The following is a 17,007-nucleotide window of genomic DNA, read 5'->3' as shown; positions in this document are numbered from 1 at the left end:
TCGGCCACCGGTTTGTGTTCCCCGTCGTCTCCCGGGATGTGGCGGACGACGCCGTCCGGCCGGTTCACCACCGGGTCGGCGGGCCGACGACGTCGTAGGTCGCCACCACGAACGCGCCGTTGCGGCCGAGCTCGGTCAGCCGCAGCTCGTAGCGCCGCGGAAACAGCGGCCGGCCGGCGCCGAGGGTGACCGGCGCGATCGAGAGCAGGACGTCGTCGAGCATCCCGGCCTCGGCGAAGTCGGCCGCGAGCGCGCCACCGCCGACCATCCAGACGTCGAGGTCGCCGGCCGCCTCCTCGATCGCGGCGCGGTGCTCGGCGGGCGGGCCCGCGACGAACCGCACCCCGTCGTCCAACGGCTCGAGCTCGCGGTGGGTGAAGACGAAGCAGGGCATCGCGTAGGGCCAGGCCTCGCCCTTCTCGCGCAGGTGGCGGGCGACCCACTCGTAGGTCGTCGCGCCCATGACGGCCGCGCCGATCGTGCCGATGAACTGCTCGTAGGTGCCGGGCGCGCCCGTCTCGCCGCTGCCGTCGTCCTGCTCCTGCACGAACAGCCAGTCGAGCGAGTCGTGCTCGTCGGCCAGGTAGCCGTCGAGCGTGGTGGCCGTGTAGTAGCGGTAGCGGGTCACGCGCCGGCCCCCTGCCCGCGCAGCCACATGATCGGGTCGCCGTCGTCGACCTCGTGCCCCGCCGCGCGCAGCAGCTGCCGCGCCGACTGGCGGCGGTGGGCCGAGAACGTCAGCACGTGCGCGAGCACGCTCGCCAGCTGGAAGCTCTCGGGCGGGTCGCAGAGCGCGTCGACCAGCAGGTCGTCCCACGCGCCGCGGCGGTCGACGTCGCGCCAGGTGGCCAGCCAGCGGCCGGAGACGTCCTCGTGGCGGGCGCGCAGCTCGTCGAGCCCGTCGCCGCCGGGGTCGGGCAGGTCGTGCCCCTCGATCGAGGCCAGCCAGATCTCCTTGGTCGCCACGAGGCGGTGCAGGACGGCGGCCAGCGAGGCCTCCTCGCCGTCGAAGGTCAGCACGGTGTGGCCCGGGAGCCGGACGCGCCGGTACTCCTCCTCGGTGACGGCCTCGGCGTGGTCGAGCAGGTCGCGGGTGTCGTCGAGGTCGTGGCCGACGAGCTGCTGGGTCAGGGGGTTCACGCTGGTCTCCTGGGCGTCGACCCACAGCGACGTGGGCGGGTGGAAGTGGATGCCGTTGGGCGCGGGCAGCCACCGGGCGGCCGCGGGGGTGCTGGGCGGGTGACCGAAGGCGCGGGCGAACGCCCGGCCGAAGCCCTCGACCGACCCGTAGCCGGCCGCGAAGGCCGCGTCGGTGACCGTCGTCCCGGTGCGCAGCTGCCAGGCGGCGCGCTCGAGCATGACCCGCCGCCGCAGGGCCACCGGCGGCTCGCCGGTGCCGCGGCGCAGCTGACGGCTGAAGTGGAACGGGCTCGCGAACGCGCCGCCCGCCATCTCCTCCAGGCTGCCGTGCCGCTCGTCGAGGACGGCGTCGAGCAGCTCGCGCAGCCGGTCGCGCCCCTGGTCCATGCGCCCCATCGTCGCGGTGCGGCGTCCGGGTGCGCCCGACCGTTCTTGCTCGGCCTCGGGATAGATCGCTGCCCCATCAACGTCCGGAGGCGCTCCTGACGTTGATGGGGTGACGATCTATCCCAAATCACGTCAACCACGTCTTGACGCGCGACCCCCGTCAAGGCAGGGTTGACGCATGGCCTACCCCTCCCTCCCCGAGCTCGTGCGGTCCGTCGAGGCGGCGGCACCGGGCGCGCCGCCGCTGCGCCGTCTCACGCTCGCCGTCCTCGCCGCCGACGAGCTCGGCCGCACCGCCGACGACCTCGTCGGCCACTTCGTCGGCCAGGCGCGCGAGGCCGGGCTCCCCTGGGCCGAGATCGGCGCGGCGATGGGGGTGACCAAGCAGGCCGCGCAGCAGCGCCACGTGCAGCGCGCCCAGGGTGCGGACGACGACCTCGCCTCGATCACCGGCCTGGACGACGCCGCCCGGGCCGCGCTCGAACACGCGCCGGTCGAGGCCCTCGCGCTGTGGCACCACTTCGTCGGCACCGAGCACCTCGTCGTGGCCGTGCTGCGCACCCAGGGGACGCTGGCCGAGGCCGTCGGCTGCACCGCCGAGGACGCCGTCGCCACCGCGGTCGCCATCGTCGACCGCGGCGCCACCGAGCCCCCGACCGCGCCGCAGCTCACCGCCCGCGCCCGCAAGACGCTCGACCTCGCCGCGCTCGTCGCCACCGAGCGGGGCCACGACCTCGTCACGCCGGCCGACCTGCTGCTGGGCGTGGTGCGTGAGGGGCGCGGCATCGGCGCCCAGGTGCTCGACCAGCGCGGCGGCGGGCTGGACGCCGTCCGCGAGCGACTGCTCAGCCTCCCGGCGTAGCCGCCACGACCTCGACGGCGGCCACCGCCCGCCCGACGCGGTCGGGGTCGTCGTGCCCGACCCAGACGATGCGGTCGTCGCGGCGCCACCACGACAGCTGACGCCGCGCGAACCGCCGCGTCGCCGCCACCGTGCGCTCGCGGGCCTCGTCGAGGCTCAGCCCGCCGGCCAGGTGCTCGGCCACCTCGCGGTAGCCGATCGCCATGGACGCCGTGCGCCCCTCGGCCAGGCCCTCGCCCAGCAGCCGCTCCACCTCCGCCACGAGGCCGCCGGCGAACATCGCCTCCACCCGCCGCTCGATGCGCTCGTCGAGCGTGGGCCGGTCGATCTCGACCCCGACCTGCACGGTGGCGGGGTCGAGGTAGGTCTGCTCCGGCAGCGACGCCGAGAACGGCCGTCCGGTCAGCTCGACCACCTCCAGCGCCCGGACGACGCGGCGTCCGTTGTCGGGCTCGATGCGCGCCGCCGCCTCGGGGTCGGCCGCGGCCAGCCGGGCGTGCAGGGCCCGCGCGCCGACGGCGTCCAGCTCGGACTCCCACCGCGACCGGACGGCGTCGTCGGTGCCGGGGAACTCGAAGCGGTCGACCACGGCACGGGTGTAGAGCGCCGAGCCGCCCACCAGCAACGGCGTCGCACCACGCTCGCGCAGCGCCGCCACCACCGACCGCGCCTGCAGCTGGAAGGTCGCCACGCTCGCCGCCTCGCGCACCGTGAGCACGTCGAGCAGGTGGTGCGGGACGCCGCGCCGCTCGGACGGCGCCAGCTTGGCGGTGCCGACGTCCATGCCGCGGTAGAGCTGCATCGCGTCGGTGTTGACCACCTCGCCACCGAGCCGCTCGGCCAGGTCGAGCGAGAGCGCCGTCTTGCCCGAGGCGGTGGCGCCCACGAGAGCGACGATCGGCACGCGGGGCACCTGACTAGTCTGGCGGGTGACCACCGCCGAGGAGGACGAGGAGGTCCGATGGGGTTCATGGACAAGCTCAAGGGCGTGCGCGGCAAGGTCGCCCAGCAGGTCGACAAGCACGGCGACAAGATCGGCAGCGGCATCGACAAGGCCGCCGCGGCCGCCGACAAGCGCACCAAGGGCAAGCACAGCGACAAGATCGCCAAGGCCCGCGCGAAGGCCAAGGACGGCCTCGACAAGCTCGACGGCCGCAACGACGACATCCGCGACGACCGGGACGGCCCGGCCGGACCCGGCTTCAACGGCCCGTCCACCCCGCCGCCTCCCCCGCCCCCGCCGTCCGGGCCGCGCCCGTGACGGCGCCGGTCCCGGAGGAGGAGAACGCGGCGCTCGACCTGACGTCGCCGCCGCCCGGTGAGCACGCGAGCGAGGCCCCCGGCGCAGACGGCGGTGCCGACGACAGCGCCGACGACAGTGCCGACGACGGAGTGAACGAGACCGTCGACGACCAGGTCGACGCCCGCCAGGAGGAGAACGCCGAGTCGTCGCTCGACCAGCCGTCGCAGTGAGCGAGCCCTACCCGCCGCAGTACGCCACCGACCACGGCCGGTTCGTCGTGGTGCCGGCGGCCTACGTGTTCCTGCTGCGCGACGGGGTGGCCGGGCTCGAGGTGCTGCTGCAGCTGCGCCGCGGCACCGGCTACATGGACGAGCACTGGGCGGCCGCGGCGGCCGGCCACCTCGAGCGCGGCGAGACGGCGTTCGACGCCGCCCGTCGCGAGGCGTGCGAGGAGATCGACGTCGACGACCTCGACCTGTCGTTCGTGACCGCGATGCAGCGCACCCGCCACGACCAGCCGATCGACGAGCGCGTCGACTTCTTCTTCACCGCGCGGTCGTGGACGGGCGAGCCGCGCATCGTCGAGCCCGCCAAGTGCGCCGACCTGCGCTGGTGCCCCCTCGAGGCGCTCGACGCGCTCCCGCAGCCCGTCGTCCCGCACGAACGGGTGGTGCTCGACGGGCTGCGCAGCGGGACGATCGAGCCCTACTCCAGCTTCGGCTTCGAACGGGAGACCACGTGAGCGACACCGGCAGTCATGCCACCGACCTCGGGCCCATGCCCGCACCGCGGATCGAGCCCGGCGAGCCCGACCCGGGCGGGGTGGACGCGGTGGCCGCGAGCGACGGGGTCGACGGCGAGACCGCCGAGCCCGAGCCGCTGGCGCGCGACCTCGACCCGGCCGACAACCCCGCGGCCGACGACTCGCTCCCCGACGAGATGCGCCAGACCGAGGACACCGACACCGAGGCCACCAGGTCCGCCGACACCGACGAGATCGACCTCACCGAGGAGTCACCGGCATGACCGGTAGCGAGCACCCCGAGCACGACACCACCGGGCAGGCGGGCGTCCCGGCCGGCGGCGAGCCCGACGGGTTCGACGTCACCGAGTCCGACCAGGACACCCGCGGCGAGATGGGCGTCAGCAGCGAGCGCGGGCCCGAGCACGACCGCCGCGGCGGCGCCAGCGGCACCGGTGTGCGCGACGTCTCGCCGCTCGAGCGCGACCCCGACGCCGACGTCCCTCCCGAGCAGACCGCCGGCGGCGTCGAGGTGAACCCCGACCCGCCGATCCCGCCCCGGGCGGGCTACAACAGCCACGACCCCCGCTCGAAGGAGCACCCCTACTCCACCGGGCAGTCGCAAACCGCCGAGCAGTAGCGGCGACCCACCTGGCGCCGGCGCCTAGCGGCAGGCGGGGGCGTCGGGCAGCGGCGCGGGGACGCCGACCGTCGGCATCCCGAGCGTGACGCCGGCCGGCACGGGCGCCGCGGTGCGGGCCTCCCAGGCGTCGCCGGAACGGGTGGCGCGGACGCCGAGCACGCGCTCGGCCAGCAGGTGGTGCGGCGCGGCGTGCGTGATCTCGACGGTCACCAGGTCACCCGGACGCACCCGCACGCCCGGGTCGGACGGCGGCGCGAAGTGCACCAGCCGGTTGTCGGGGCCACGGCCCGACAGGCGGTGCGTCGCGGCGTCCTTGCGGCCCTCGCCGTCGGCGACGAGCAGCTCGACGGTGCGGCCGACCAGCGCCTGGTTCTCGGCCCACGCGATCTCGTTGACCACCTCGACGAGCCGGTCGTAGCGGTCGCGGACGACGTCGGGCGGCACCTGGTCGGGCAGGTCGGCGGCCGGCGTGCCGGGCCGCTTGGAGTACTGGAAGGTGAAGGCGCCCGCGAACCGCGCCTCGCGCACGACGTCGAGGGTGGCCTGGTGGTCGTCCTCGGTCTCGCCCGGGAAGCCGACGATGATGTCGGTGGTGATGGCGGCGTCCGGGATGGCGGCCCGCACCCGCTCGATGATCCCGAGGTAGCGGTCGCGCCGGTAGGAGCGGCGCATCGCGCGCAGCACCCGGTCGGAGCCCGACTGCAGCGGCATGTGCAGCTGCGGCATCACGTTCGGGGTCTGCGCCATCGCCTCGATGACGTCGTCGGTGAACTCGGCGGGGTGCGGCGAGGTGAAGCGCACCCGCTCGAGACCCGTCGCCTGCAGGTCGCCGCACGCGCGCAGCAGCTTCGAGAACGCCTGCCGGTCGCCGAACTCGACGCCGTAGGCGTTGACGTTCTGCCCGAGCAGCGTCACCTCGCTGACGCCCTCGGCCACCAGCGCCTCGATCTCGGCGAGCACGTCGCCCGGACGCCGGTCGCGCTCCTTGCCGCGCAGGCTCGGCACGATGCAGAACGTGCAGGTGTTGTTGCAGCCGACCGACACCGAGACCCAGGCCGCGAAGACGGAGTCGCGCCGGGTCGGCAGGGTGGAGGGGAAGACCTCGAGCGACTCGAGGATCTCGACCTGCGCCTCCTCGGCCACCCGCGCCCGTTCGAGCAGCACCGGCAGCGAGCCGATGTTGTGGGTGCCGAAGACGACGTCGACCCACGGCGCCCTCTCGGTGATGGTGGTGCGGTCCTTCTGCGCCAGACAGCCGCCGACGGCGATCTGCATGCCCTCGTGCTTCTTCTTCACCGACGCGAGGTGACCGAGGTTGCCGTAGAGCTTGTTGTCGGCGTTCTCGCGCACCGCGCAGGTGTTGAGCACGACGACGTCGGCCTGGTCACCGCGCGGGGCCGCGACGTACCCGGCGTCCTCGAGGAGGCCGCTGAGCCGCTCGGAGTCGTGCACGTTCATCTGGCAGCCGTAGGTGCGCACCTCGTAGGTGCGGGGCTCGGCGGGTGTGCTGACGGCGGCGCTCATCTCCCCACCAGGGTACGAACCCGGGACGCCGGTCGCGAAAGTCGGGAGCGACCTCCGGCCCCGTCCGTCAGGCTGACCCCATGGACGTCGATCTGCGCCGCGTCACCGCCGACGACTGGACGCTGCTGCGCGACGTCCGGTTGCGGGCGCTGGCCGAGGCCCCCGACGCCTTCGGCACCACCCTCGCGCAGGCGCACGAGCTGGGCCACGACGAGTGGCGCTCACGGGCCGGCAACAACGGCGGCTGCACCCTGGTCGCGGTCGACCGCGACGGCCGCGGGCTCGCCATGGGCGGCGCGTTCGCGCCCGACGACCGGCCCACCGTCTTCGTCTGGGGGATGTGGACCGATCCCGCCGCCCGCGGCCACGGCCTCGGCGCCCGGCTGCTCGATGCGCTCGTGGCGTGGTGCCGGGCCGACGGCCGCTACGCCGAGGTGCGGCTGCACGTCACCGAGGGCAACGACGCCGCCCGCCGGCTCTACGTCCGGAGCGGGTTCGAGCCCACCGGCACCTGGGAGCCGCTGCGCGAGGGCTCGCCGCTGCGCATCGAGGAGCTGCGGCTCCCCCTCTCCCAGGACGCCGACCCCGCGGCTCAGCGCGGCGGGTAGACCTCCGCGACCACCGGCTTCCCGCCCCGCCACGAGACCCGGCCGGCGTAGAGGTGGAAGCCGTCCTTCTCGGCCGGCCAGCGGCCGTTCCAGAAGATCCGCCACGAGTCCGTCGTGTCGTCGTCGACCGCCCGCAGCACGTGGGCGTTGCCGTAGCCGCACACGTTCGTGCCGCGCGGGAACGACAGCCGCGTCGGCGTCCGGGGGAAGTCGAGCGGGTCGCGCCCTACCGGAGGACCAACGTGCTTGGAGCGGACCGCGACGGCGAGCGTCCCGAGGTCAGAACAGATCGCCACAACCGGGCGGGTACAGCGCGCCGCTACTCACTGACAACCAGCATCCAAGTCCAAGCACGAGGTTGTCCCGTCGCAGTGGCTGCCGCCGCCAGACGCCGGTGCGCAGGTAGATGACGTCGTCTTCGTCGAAGTTCTTGTTGCAGACTGAGGCGGTGCCCGAGCCGTGCCGGTTCAGACACCCCCCGATCCGCTTGGTCTGGCCCTTGCGAGTCTCGATCTGCCACCACGCCACGGCGGCGCGGCCGTCTCGCAAGTAGTCGCGCACGAAGATCTGATCTCCGTCCGCCTCGAAGCACGCTGCAGCAATCGGCGTCTGCTGCTGGTTCCTCTTGTTCCACCACACGCACCTGTTGCTCAGCGCGATCTCGAGGAACTTCTCGGCGGACACTTCAGCCCCGTCATTCCATTCCGGCCGGGGAGGAGCCGAAGGCGCCGCAGCGACCGTGACCGCGTCCGTGACTGCTTCGTCGCTCGGGACGACGGCAGGGCTAGGGGTGGCGACCAGTAAACCCATGGACGAGATGGCGGCGACCAAGACGCCGAGGGACCGTCGGCGCCGAGTCCAAAGCAGCCTCGTCATCAACGCCCACACCTCAGGCGCACGATGGGGGTCTGGTAGTAGACGGCAGGTCTGTTGTCGATACGGATGTCGTAGCCGACTCTGTAACCGGTGGCGCGTTCGGAGCGACACCGACCAACTCCGAAGGAGAGCTGCGGCGTCCTCGACACCCCCTCATGCAAGTCCGAATAGAAGCCGGAGTCGTTGCTGCTGTTGGGGTTTCGATAGACAGTGGCGACGATGTTGAACGGCGTCGACTCAGCGCAACGGTAACGGAGACTCACGCGCAGGTAGCGGCCGAACTGATCGGCGAACGTCGATGGAAGTCCTCGGTTGACCGGTCTACACGAACCAATCGCAGGCGGCCCTGATGCGGGAACAGCTTGCGACCCAGTGCCGTCGGACCCTGTCTCACGATCCATCCCCGCGGGGTGACCGGGATAAGCCGCGTCAGCATGCAATGTGAAGCACGTGGTCATTACGGCCGCGGCTACTGCAGAAACCAGCATCCGCCGTTTGAGTGTGAATCTAGGTCCCAAGAGAGTTCACCGCTTCCGGCCGCCCGATGCGGCGAGTTGGTAGGGGAACCCTAGGCCGCAATGGGTCCTGCGGCTAGGGTCCGCCCATGACGCTGCTGGACAAGGACGCCGACCCGTCGGGTGAGAGCCGCGGCGGGAACAACATCGGTGGCGAGATGGTCGTCCTCGACGGCGTCGAGAAGTGGTTCGGCAAGCTGCACGTGCTGCAGAACATCAATCTCACGGTGCGCCAGCGCGAGGTCGTGGTCGTCATCGGACCTTCGGGCTCGGGCAAGTCGACGCTGTGTCGCACCATCAACCGGCTCGAGACGATCGACCAGGGCTCGATCACCCTCGACGGGCAACCGCTGCCTGAGGAGGGCAAGGAGCTCGCCCGCCTGCGCGCCGAGGTGGGCATGGTCTTCCAGAGCTTCAACCTCTTCGCGCACAAGACGATCCTCGAGAACGTCACGCTCGGGCCGATCAAGGTCCGCAAGCGGTCGAAGTCCGACGCCGAGAAGCGTGCCCGTGAGCTGCTCGACCGCGTCGGCGTCGGCCACCAGGCCGACAAGTACCCTGCCCAGCTCTCGGGCGGCCAGCAGCAGCGCGTGGCCATCGCCCGCGCGCTGGCCATGGAGCCCAAGGTGATGCTCTTCGACGAGCCGACCTCCGCGCTCGACCCGGAGATGATCAAGGAGGTCCTCGACGTCATGGTCGACCTCGCCGAGGGCGGCATGACCATGATCGTCGTAACCCACGAGATGGGCTTCGCACGCACCGCCGCCGACCGCGTCGTCTTCATGTCCGACGGCGCCATCGTCGAGGAGAACGACCCGGAGACGTTCTTCACCAAGCCGAGCAGCGACCGTGCCAAGGACTTCCTCGGCAAGATCCTGAAGCACTGAACGGACCGACCGGGCCGAGCCGAGCAAGCCGGATCGAGCCGCAGGAATTGCACCACCCAGCAGTGACCAGCACACCGATCACACAGGGAGAATCATGCGCACCATGACGTTCCGGGCCACCGCGGCAGCCGCGGCGGTCGTCCTCGCAGGATCACTGGCGGCATGCGGCGGTGACGACGGGGACGACAGTTCTGCGCCCGAGCCCAACGAGGACGCCACCTTCGAGGCCGGCACCACGATGGCCAAGATCCAGGAGGCCGGCACACTGCGGGTCGGCACCAAGTTCGACCAGCCGGGTTTCGGCCTGCAGGGCCTGGAGGACGACCCGGAGGGCTTCGACGTCGAGATCGCCAAGATCATCGCGGCCGAGCTCGGCCTCGACCCCGAGAGCGCCATCGAGTACACGCAGGCCCCGTCCGAGGTCCGCGAGCAGGTCATCGAGGACGGCGACGTCGACATGGTCGTGGCGACCTACACGATCAACGACGAGCGCAAGCAGCGGATCAGCTTCGCCGGCCCGTACTACACCGCCGGCCAGATGCTCATGGTGGCCGAGGACAACGACACGATCACCGCCCCCGAGGACCTCGCCGACAACCCCGATCAGCAGGTCTGCTCGGTCAACGGTTCAACCCCGTCTGAGAACATCCGCGAGTACCTCGCGAGCGAGGACCAGCTGACCCTGTTCGACGAGTACTCGCAGTGCGTCGACGCGCTGGGCAACGGCCAGGTCGACGTCGTCACGACCGACAACGTCATCCTGCTCGGCTACGTGGGCGACAGCGACGGCGCCTACAAGCTCGTGGGTGAGCAGTTCACCGAGGAGCCCTACGGCATCGGCATCAAGAAGGGCGACACCGAGTTCTGCGAGTTCATCAACACGGCGCTGCAGGACAACGAGGACGCCTACCTCGAGGCCTGGGAGAACACTGCCGGCAAGGTCGAGGGCACCGAGACCCCCGAGCTGCCCGAGCCCGACGCCTGCGCCTGACCGACCGGCCGGCCGGGCCGCCCCCTGGGGCGGCCCGGCCGTCTCGTCCTCAGCGACACAACGAGAGAGGAGGACCGCCGTGGAGGCGGTCACCGACAACCTTGATCTCTACTGGTCGGGCTTCTTGCGTTCCCTGGGCATCTGTGTGTGGGCACTGGTGGGCTCGCTCGCCCTGGGCACCGTGATCGCCGGGTTCCGGGTCTCCCCCATCGCCTCGCTGCGGGCCTTCGGCGCCGCCTACGTGACGGTCCTGCGCAACTGCCCGCTCACGATCGTGCTGTTCTTCATGGCGTTCGGCCTGCCCGAGCTCGGCATCAACGCCTCCTTCTACACCTTCGGGCTGCTCGGCCTGGTGCTCTACACGGCCGCGTTCGTGTGCGAGGCGCTCCGCTCCGGCATCAACGCCGTTTCCGCCGGCCAGGCCGAGGCGGCGCGCGCCATCGGCCTCACCTTCACCCAGACGCTGAGCCAGGTCGTGCTGCCGCAGGCGTTCCGGACCTCGGTGCCGCCGGTCGGCAGTGTCCTCATCGCGATGTTCAAGAACTCCGCGGTGCTCGGCGCCTTCGGCGTCGGCCGTGACCTGTTCAGCGTGAGCGACCGACTGGTCAGCGCGCAGGGCCAGGAGTACATCCCCGTCATCACGGGGGTCGCCGTCGGTTACCTCATCATCACCCTCAGCGCCGGTGGCTTGCTGGCGCTGCTCGAGCGCAAGGTGGCGATCGCCCGATGAGCACCACCGCGGTCCTCTACGACAAGCCCGGCCCCAAGGCCCGCCGCCGGGCTCGGATCGGCACGGTGGTCGCGCTCGTCGCCATCGCCGCGCTGCTCTACGTCGCCTACGCCCGTCTCGCCGACCGCGGCCAGTTCGAGGCAGAGAAGTGGGCCCCGCTGGTCGACCCCGGCTCGGAAGAGTTCTCGCAGGTCTGGGAGATCCTCGGCGAGGGCTTCCGGGCCACCCTCGTCGCCGCGGCCCTGGCCATCGCCCTGTCCCTCGCGCTCGGCGTCGTGCTCGGCGTGGCTCGCCTGCGCCTCGGCCGAATCGCGCGGATCCCCGTGATCGCCTTCATCGAGCTGTTCCGTGGCCTGCCGGTGGTCATCACCATCGTCTTTACTTGGCGCGCGATGGTCGAGCTGGGCGTCGACGTCTCCTTCCTGCCCGGGGAGCCCGGCCTCTGGTATCTCGTGATCGGCCTGACGCTCTACAACTCGGTGATCATCGCCGAGATCCTGCGCGCCGGCGTCCTCTCGCTGCCCAGCGGCCAGGGCGAGGCCGGCCGCGCGATCGGCATGACCGAGGGCCAGGTGATGCGCTCGATCCTGCTCCCCCAGGCGTTTCGGGTGATGCTTCCCGCACTCATCAGCCAGCTGGTCGTCATCCTCAAGGACACCTCTTTGGTGGCCCTGCTGGGCTTCTACTCCGAGGCGCTGTTCGAGGGACGCCGGCTGCAGCGCGTGCTCGACAACCCGATCCAGACGTTCTTCGTCATCGGCCTGATCTTCATCGTCGTCAACTACGCGCTCTCGCGCCTGGCGACCTACGCCGAGCGACGTCTCAGCCGGTCGCGCAACGGGAGCGGTGACGCGGCGAAGGTCGACGAGGTCGTCCCCGTCACCTGACCGCGGGTCCGCGCGCGACCGACGCGCGTCAGCGGCGCGGCGTCACGTGCAGGTGGATGACGCCCTCCACCACCGTCGCGCCGTCGTCGCGGACGCCGCGCACCCGCACGGGCACGTGGGGGTCGTCGCCGTCCCAGTCGGCCGGGTCGGTCTCGGCGGTGCAGACGATGTCGCTGGTGGCCTTGGCCGTGTAGCGCACCTCCATGCCCTGCGGGATCCAGCGCTCGTCCGCCGGGATGGTGGCCTCGGCCAGCGCCCCCATCGCGGCCTCGAGGCCGTTGCACAGCGCGATGGCGTGCACGGTGCCGAGGTGGTTGTGCACGCCGCGCCGCTTCGGCACGACCAGCTCGGCGCGGTGCGGGGCGATCTCGACGAACCGCGGCCGCACGGTGCGGAAGTAGGGCGCCTTCTGGCTGAACGCGAACGAGAACGCCCGCTTGCCGAGGCTCGCTCCGACGACGGGGACGCCGGTGGCGCGGCGCCACAGGGTGAGAACCTGGCTCATGCCCAGCGATGCTACCGGCAGGTAACTTCGAGTGGCTCAGCCGTCCGCCGGCGCGAGCAGCTCGACCCGGTTGCCGTGCGGGTCGAAGGCGTGGAGCCTCTCGTAGCCGGGGAACGTGTACCGCTCGCGGTGGTCGACCTCGAAGCCGAGGCCGGCGAGGCGGCGTCCGGTCTCGTCGAGATCGGACGGCGAGGCGAGCACGAAGGCGGGGTGGGCCTTGCGGGCGGGCGCGAAGGGCTCCTCGACGCCGACGTGGAGCTCGGCGATGACGGCGCCGTCGGCGTCGTGGCCGCGCAACCAGAGCCCGCCCCGGCCGCGCAGCGGCTCGGGCTTGTCGACCTCGACCAGCCCGAGCCCCTCGGCGTAGAACCGGCGCACGGCGTCCTCTCCCCCGCGCGGGCAGGCGACCTGCACGTGGTGCAGCCCGATGGCGCTCACGCCGCCGTCCTCGCCACCGCGAACACGCGACGGAACGGCAGCACCACGGTGCCGTCGCCGCGCACCGGGTAGGCCTCGGCGAGCCGGCCGCGGAGCTCCTCCTCGAACGCCGGGCGGACGTCGTCGGGCAGCGCCTGCAGCGTCGGTCGCGCGCCGGTGCCGGTCACCCACGTGAAGACCGGGTCGTCGCCGCGCAGCACGTGCAGGTAGGTGGTCTCCCACGCGTCGACCTCGCAGCCCAGCGCACTCAGCGCGTCGAGGTAGACGACCGGGTCGTGGCTCGACGGCACCGCCACCCCGGCGGTGTGCTCGGCGTACGGCGCCCGCGCGGCCAGCTCGGTGCGGATCGTGTGGCTCGGCTCGTCGAAGTTGCCCGGCACCTGGAAGGCCAGCCGGCCACCGGGGCGGACGGCGTCCACGAGCGCGGGCAGCAGGTCGAGGTGGCCGGGCACCCACTGCAGCGTGGCGTTCGAGACGAGGACGTCGACCCGTCCGGTCGGCCCGGCCAGCCAGTCGCGCAGGTCGGCCACCTCGAAGCGGACGCCGTCGAGCCCGAGCCCGCGGGCCGCCTCGACCATCTCGGGGCTGCTGTCGACGCCCGTCACCGCCGCGCCGGGCCACCGCTGCGCCAGCAGCGCGGTTAGGTTGCCCGGGCCGCAGCCGAGGTCGACGACGTCGGCCGGGCCGTCGGCGTCCACGCGGGCGAGCAGCTCGACGAACGGCCGCCCGCGCTCGTCGGCGTAGCCGAGGTACTGGTCGGGGTCCCACCGGTGCGCACTCATAGATATCTTGATATCAAGATTCTTGGCGCTTGGCTAGACTGGCCCGATGCGGGACGAGGTCGACGAGCTGCTCGAGGCGTGGGCCCGCGAGCGCGACGACCTCGACCTCGAGCCGGTCGCGGTGTTCTCGCGCATTAGCCGGCTGGCCCGCCACCTCGACCTCGCCCGGCGCGAGGCCTTCAGCGCCCACGGCATCGAGTCGTGGGAGTTCGACGTGCTCGCGGCCCTGCGCCGCGCCGGCTCGCCCTACGAGCTCTCGCCCGGGCGGCTGCTGCGCGAGACCCTCGTGACCAGCGGCACCATGACCAACCGCGTCGACCGGCTCGCCGGCCGCGGCCTGGTCGAGCGCTCCCCCGACCCCGGCGACCGCCGCGGCGTCATCGTGCGGCTCACGGCCGAGGGCAAGCAGGCCGTCGACGGCGCGTTCGAGGCCCTGCTGGACGCCGAGCGGGCGCTGCTGGCCGACCTGCCCGGCCGCGACCGCGCCCGGCTGGCCGTCCTGCTGCGCACCCTGCTGGTGCCGTTCGCCGAGACCCAGCCCTGACCCGGCGCCTCGGCGGCCCCGGGTCAGGGCGTGAACTCGACGGACCCGATGATCGCCTCGACGAGCGCCTGCTCGCGCTCGGCCGGGAAGTCGTCGGCGAAGACGAGCTCGAGGGAGAAGTAGTTCTCGTTGGCCACGCCGCCGAAGGCCTGCTGGTGGATGAGCGAGCCGAGCGGCCCCTCCACGTGGTACATCGGGACGCCGTCGATCTCGACGTCGGGCAGCCGGCTCGGCTTGCCCGTGTAGGCCGCCACGCGCAGGTGCTGGCGGTAGAACGACTCGAGCGTGGCCGTGCTGCCGACGAAGGTGGTCGCGATCAGCACCTTCTCGGACGGCGTGGCGACGCCCTTGCGGCCGGCGACGAGCGTGCCGCCGCTCTGGCTGTTCACCTCGTAGAGGTCGGGCAGCACGAAGGACAGGTCGTCGAGCTCGACCGTCGTGCCCTCCGCGGGCGGGTCGGTCTCGGGCGGCTCGCCGGTGCCCGTCGGGTCGGACGCCCCGGACGACCCACCCGGCTCGGTGGGCTCGGTCGGCTCGGTCGGCCCGGTCGGCCCGGTGGGCTCGGTGCCGTCGGACGACGCCGTGGTCGGGCCCGACCCGTCGGCCGAGGGCCCGTCGGACGGCTCGTCGTCACCGCAGGCGGCGAGGAGCGCCGTGAGCGTCAGCACCGTCGCAGCGAGCCCGCAGGCCCGCCTGGTCCGAGAAGTACGCACGTGGGCACTATAGGTAGCGGGACAGGTAGCGGGCGCCTGCGCGACACGCCGTCCCGACCCGGACGGCGCACCCCGGTCGCCGTCCTCGGGATTAGGCAGCGGTCGGCTGGGTAGGCGTCCTTCGGCACCGATCACGACTGAACGTGGAGGCAACATGAGCGGCAGCACACTCGGACCTGTGCTCGTGGGGGGCGATGCGCGATGAGCATCTCCGGAATCATCAGCGGCATCGTCGACACGCTCGAGGAGCTGCAGATCGATGCGGGCACCATCGACGAGATCCTCAAGATGCTCACCGAGGCGCAGGACGAGCTGCCGCTGAACGAGTTCGGCCAGGTCGGCAAGAAGGCGTTCGGCACCCTGCCGGCCGGCAAGCAGATGAGCATCCACACCACCGGCGCCCAGGAGTTCGTGCTGGCCTCGCTGACGGAGATGGCGCAGACCCTCGGCGTGTACGCCGACGGCGTCCGCTACTTCCGGCAGGGCACCAACCGGGCCGACGAGTTCTCCGCCGAGCAGATGCGCCACATCAACGAGGCGATCCGCCACGGCAACGCCACGAACCGGAGCCAGGACGACGGAGGCGACCGATGAGCAACATCGCACGACTCGACCAGGCCCTCACGGCGGCCGACGACGTCCAGGTCGACGACGGCTCGACCGAGTGGGACACCGCCCGGCAGAAGCTGCTGGTCGTGGTCTCCGCGATCCGCGTCGCGGCCAAGCAGGGCCGGGGCATCGGTGGCCGCACCGGGCCGAAGATGTTCGAGACGATGATGGTCTCGGCCGACCGCCTCGAGCACCGGGCCCAGCAGATCGGCAAGGGCAGCGGCGCGCTCACCAACAGCGCCAAGGCGATCCGCAACGCCAACAAGAAGCGCCAGGCGATGGAGACCGACCCCGACCTGAAGCCGCTGACCGAGGAGCCCTACACCGCTCCCCAGGGCGGCGACCTCAGCGAGTCCGAGCTGCGCCGCCAGGAGCGGCTGCACCGGCAGGGCCAGGCCCAGCTCGTCGCCGAGCGCGAGGCCAAGCGGGAGGCCCGCGCCGCCGAGATCGCCGCGGAGTTCGAGGACGACTACTCCGAGCCGATCCAGATCATGAAGGACATCTACGGCTACCAGGACCCGCCGCCCCCGCCGCCGGCCGACGACACGCCGTTCACCCCGACCGGCCCCGGCGCCAACACCGGTGCGGGCTCGAACACCGACTCCGACATCCGCGGCCCGGGCAAGAACCCCGAGATCAAGCACCCGCCGCCCGTCATCACGCACCCGCCCGTCGACGAGGGCCCGGGGCTGATCCCGACCGGCCCGCCGACGGACCCGCCGACCACGACCTACCCGCCCGTCGGACCGCCGACCGGTCCTCCGATCGACAACGGTCCCGAGCTGACGCCGCAGCCGCCGCCCACGATCGACTCCCCGCGGCCCGACGTCCCGGGCACCGACGTCTCCATCGACGGCTCGACCTCCTCGCCCGGTGGTCTGCCGCCGAGCGTGCTCGGCGGCATCGGTGCCGGTGTCGTCGGTGGCGCCACCATCGCGGCTGGCGCCCGCGGCCTGGGTGGCCTGAACAGCCTGGTGAACCAGCTCTCGAGCCGCGGTGCGGGCACCATCGGCTCGTCCACCACGCGCGGCGCGGTGCCGGGCAACCTGAGCCGCAGCGCGGTCTCGGGCACCGGCTCGCCGACGAGCCGCGGCACCACCGGCTCGTCGACCCGTGGCGCCGGCGGCCTGCGCAGCGGCGCGGGCACGGCCGGCGGACGCGGCACCGGTGGCCGGGGTGCCGGCGGACGCGGTGCCGGCGGACGCGGTGCCGGCGGACGCGGTGCCGGCGGACGTGGCGCGGGCGGCATGGGTGCCGGTCGCGGCGGCCGCCGCAAGCAGGACGAGGAGGACCGTCGCAACGAGCCCGGCTTCGCCGACGCCGACGAGTGGCTCGACGACGACGGCGCGCCGCCGGTGCTCGGCTGAGCGCGCTCGACCGC

General features: G+C 72.5%; 24 protein-coding genes. 14 read left to right on the top strand and 10 right to left on the bottom strand.

All coding sequences use genetic code 11. The features are described 5' to 3' along the window. Window positions 1–64: 64 nt before the first annotated feature. Together ABEA04_RS07810 and ABEA04_RS07805 are read right to left on the bottom strand one after the other, a co-directional pair. Complete coding sequence (locus tag ABEA04_RS07810; RefSeq protein ID WP_345456572.1) at window positions 65–628, bottom strand: dihydrofolate reductase family protein; 564 nt, start codon at window positions 626–628, stop codon at window positions 65–67. Beyond that, complete coding sequence (locus ABEA04_RS07805; protein WP_345456569.1) at window positions 625–1,527, bottom strand: helix-turn-helix domain-containing protein; 903 nt, start codon at window positions 1,525–1,527, stop codon at window positions 625–627. Before ABEA04_RS07805 ends, ABEA04_RS07810 begins: the two co-directional genes overlap by 4 nt. A gap of 178 nt (window positions 1,528–1,705) precedes the next feature. Between ABEA04_RS07805 and ABEA04_RS07800 the strand changes: the two genes are divergently transcribed. Then, a complete protein-coding gene (locus ABEA04_RS07800; RefSeq protein WP_345456566.1) occupies window positions 1,706–2,389 on the top strand; it encodes a Clp protease N-terminal domain-containing protein in 684 nt (227 codons plus the stop codon). Here the strand turns inward: ABEA04_RS07800 and miaA are convergent. Then, the gene (gene miaA, locus ABEA04_RS07795) at window positions 2,373–3,302 is read right to left on the bottom strand and encodes a tRNA (adenosine(37)-N6)-dimethylallyltransferase MiaA (RefSeq protein WP_345456564.1); all 930 of its coding nucleotides are present in this window, start codon (window positions 3,300–3,302) and stop codon (window positions 2,373–2,375) included. The genes ABEA04_RS07800 and miaA overlap by 17 nt on opposite strands. A gap of 57 nt (window positions 3,303–3,359) precedes the next feature. On the opposite strand from miaA, the gene ABEA04_RS07790 reads away from it, so the two are divergent. Genes ABEA04_RS07790 through ABEA04_RS07770 form a run of 5 tightly spaced genes read left to right on the top strand, consistent with a single transcriptional unit; the run spans window position 3,360 to window position 5,014 of the window. Continuing rightward, on the top strand, window positions 3,360–3,650 hold the full coding sequence (locus tag ABEA04_RS07790; protein ID WP_345456562.1) for an Rv0909 family putative TA system antitoxin: 291 nt from the start codon (window positions 3,360–3,362) through the stop codon (window positions 3,648–3,650). Beyond that, a complete protein-coding gene (locus tag ABEA04_RS07785) occupies window positions 3,647–3,862 on the top strand; it encodes a hypothetical protein (RefSeq protein WP_345456559.1) in 216 nt (71 codons plus the stop codon). The genes ABEA04_RS07790 and ABEA04_RS07785 overlap by 4 nt, the downstream gene beginning before the upstream one ends. Continuing rightward, window positions 3,859–4,374, top strand: a complete 516-nt coding sequence (locus tag ABEA04_RS07780) for an NUDIX hydrolase (RefSeq protein WP_345456556.1) — start codon at window positions 3,859–3,861, stop codon at window positions 4,372–4,374. The genes ABEA04_RS07785 and ABEA04_RS07780 overlap by 4 nt, the downstream gene beginning before the upstream one ends. 35 nt (window positions 4,375–4,409) lie before the next feature. Next, the gene (locus tag ABEA04_RS07775; protein ID WP_345456553.1) at window positions 4,410–4,658 is read left to right on the top strand and encodes a hypothetical protein; all 249 of its coding nucleotides are present in this window, start codon (window positions 4,410–4,412) and stop codon (window positions 4,656–4,658) included. Further along, window positions 4,655–5,014 (top strand): hypothetical protein, encoded by a 360-nt coding sequence (locus tag ABEA04_RS07770; protein ID WP_345456550.1) that lies wholly within the window; start codon window positions 4,655–4,657, stop codon window positions 5,012–5,014. Before ABEA04_RS07775 ends, ABEA04_RS07770 begins: the two co-directional genes overlap by 4 nt. A 24-nt stretch (window positions 5,015–5,038) precedes the next feature. Here the strand turns inward: ABEA04_RS07770 and miaB are convergent, their stop codons facing one another. Continuing rightward, the gene (gene miaB / locus ABEA04_RS07765) at window positions 5,039–6,541 is read right to left on the bottom strand and encodes a tRNA (N6-isopentenyl adenosine(37)-C2)-methylthiotransferase MiaB (protein ID WP_345456547.1); all 1,503 of its coding nucleotides are present in this window, start codon (window positions 6,539–6,541) and stop codon (window positions 5,039–5,041) included. A gap of 80 nt (window positions 6,542–6,621) precedes the next feature. On the opposite strand from miaB, the gene ABEA04_RS07760 reads away from it, so the two are divergent. Further along, entirely contained in the window at window positions 6,622–7,149 is a 528-nt protein-coding gene (locus tag ABEA04_RS07760; RefSeq protein ID WP_345456544.1) for a GNAT family N-acetyltransferase, read from the top strand. On the opposite strand, the gene ABEA04_RS07755 is transcribed toward ABEA04_RS07760, so the two are convergent. Next, window positions 7,134–7,445, bottom strand: a complete 312-nt coding sequence (locus ABEA04_RS07755) for a hypothetical protein (RefSeq protein ID WP_345456541.1) — start codon at window positions 7,443–7,445, stop codon at window positions 7,134–7,136. The two genes, ABEA04_RS07760 and ABEA04_RS07755, sit on opposite strands and share 16 nt — an antisense overlap. Then, entirely contained in the window at window positions 7,429–7,833 is a 405-nt protein-coding gene (locus ABEA04_RS07750) for a hypothetical protein (protein ID WP_345456538.1), read from the bottom strand. Before ABEA04_RS07750 ends, ABEA04_RS07755 begins: the two co-directional genes overlap by 17 nt. Before the next feature lie 865 nt (window positions 7,834–8,698). On the opposite strand from ABEA04_RS07750, the gene ABEA04_RS07745 reads away from it, so the two are divergent. The 4 genes from ABEA04_RS07745 to ABEA04_RS07730 all read left to right on the top strand — a co-directional run bounded on the left by ABEA04_RS07745 (window position 8,699) and on the right by ABEA04_RS07730 (window position 12,035). Beyond that, window positions 8,699–9,427: an amino acid ABC transporter ATP-binding protein gene (locus ABEA04_RS07745; protein ID WP_345458257.1), complete on the top strand. Its 729-nt coding sequence runs from the start codon at window positions 8,699–8,701 to the stop codon at window positions 9,425–9,427. Between the two features lie 103 nt (window positions 9,428–9,530). Then, window positions 9,531–10,418 carry a glutamate ABC transporter substrate-binding protein gene (locus tag ABEA04_RS07740; protein WP_345456535.1) on the top strand — a complete coding sequence of 296 codons (888 nt, stop codon included), beginning with the start codon at window positions 9,531–9,533 and terminating at the stop codon, window positions 10,416–10,418. 79 nt (window positions 10,419–10,497) lie between these two features. Then, window positions 10,498–11,148 carry an amino acid ABC transporter permease gene (locus tag ABEA04_RS07735; protein ID WP_345456533.1) on the top strand — a complete coding sequence of 217 codons (651 nt, stop codon included), beginning with the start codon at window positions 10,498–10,500 and terminating at the stop codon, window positions 11,146–11,148. Then, window positions 11,145–12,035: an amino acid ABC transporter permease gene (locus tag ABEA04_RS07730; protein WP_345456531.1), complete on the top strand. Its 891-nt coding sequence runs from the start codon at window positions 11,145–11,147 to the stop codon at window positions 12,033–12,035. The genes ABEA04_RS07735 and ABEA04_RS07730 overlap by 4 nt, the downstream gene beginning before the upstream one ends. A 28-nt stretch (window positions 12,036–12,063) precedes the next feature. Here ABEA04_RS07730 and ABEA04_RS07725 read toward each other — a convergent pair whose 3' ends face one another. Genes ABEA04_RS07725 through ABEA04_RS07715 form a run of 3 tightly spaced genes read right to left on the bottom strand, consistent with a single transcriptional unit; the run spans window position 12,064 to window position 13,760 of the window. Beyond that, window positions 12,064–12,540: a hotdog fold domain-containing protein gene (locus ABEA04_RS07725; RefSeq protein ID WP_345456529.1), complete on the bottom strand. Its 477-nt coding sequence runs from the start codon at window positions 12,538–12,540 to the stop codon at window positions 12,064–12,066. Between the two features lie 36 nt (window positions 12,541–12,576). Beyond that, complete coding sequence (locus ABEA04_RS07720; protein ID WP_345456527.1) at window positions 12,577–12,978, bottom strand: VOC family protein; 402 nt, start codon at window positions 12,976–12,978, stop codon at window positions 12,577–12,579. Further along, window positions 12,975–13,760 carry a trans-aconitate 2-methyltransferase gene (locus ABEA04_RS07715; protein ID WP_345456524.1) on the bottom strand — a complete coding sequence of 262 codons (786 nt, stop codon included), beginning with the start codon at window positions 13,758–13,760 and terminating at the stop codon, window positions 12,975–12,977. Before ABEA04_RS07715 ends, ABEA04_RS07720 begins: the two co-directional genes overlap by 4 nt. Window positions 13,761–13,806: 46 nt before the next feature. Between ABEA04_RS07715 and ABEA04_RS07710 the strand changes: the two genes are divergently transcribed. After that, a complete protein-coding gene (locus ABEA04_RS07710) occupies window positions 13,807–14,304 on the top strand; it encodes a MarR family winged helix-turn-helix transcriptional regulator (protein WP_345456521.1) in 498 nt (165 codons plus the stop codon). Between the two features lie 23 nt (window positions 14,305–14,327). Here the strand turns inward: ABEA04_RS07710 and ABEA04_RS07705 are convergent, their stop codons facing one another. Next, window positions 14,328–15,017, bottom strand: a complete 690-nt coding sequence (locus ABEA04_RS07705) for a hypothetical protein (protein ID WP_345456519.1) — start codon at window positions 15,015–15,017, stop codon at window positions 14,328–14,330. Window positions 15,018–15,218: 201 nt separating this feature from the next. Here ABEA04_RS07705 and ABEA04_RS07700 point away from each other — a divergent pair, with 201 nt between their 5' ends. Then, window positions 15,219–15,611 (top strand): hypothetical protein, encoded by a 393-nt coding sequence (locus tag ABEA04_RS07700; RefSeq protein ID WP_345456517.1) that lies wholly within the window; start codon window positions 15,219–15,221, stop codon window positions 15,609–15,611. Beyond that, on the top strand, window positions 15,608–16,993 hold the full coding sequence (locus ABEA04_RS07695; protein WP_345456514.1) for a hypothetical protein: 1,386 nt from the start codon (window positions 15,608–15,610) through the stop codon (window positions 16,991–16,993). Before ABEA04_RS07700 ends, ABEA04_RS07695 begins: the two co-directional genes overlap by 4 nt. The last annotated feature ends 14 nt before the right edge of the window (window positions 16,994–17,007 follow it).

This window comes from Nocardioides marinquilinus, from assembly GCF_039543705.1.
GTDB lineage: Bacteria > Actinomycetota > Actinomycetes > Propionibacteriales > Nocardioidaceae > Nocardioides > Nocardioides marinquilinus.
This window is presented reverse-complemented; position numbering and strand designations above follow the sequence as displayed.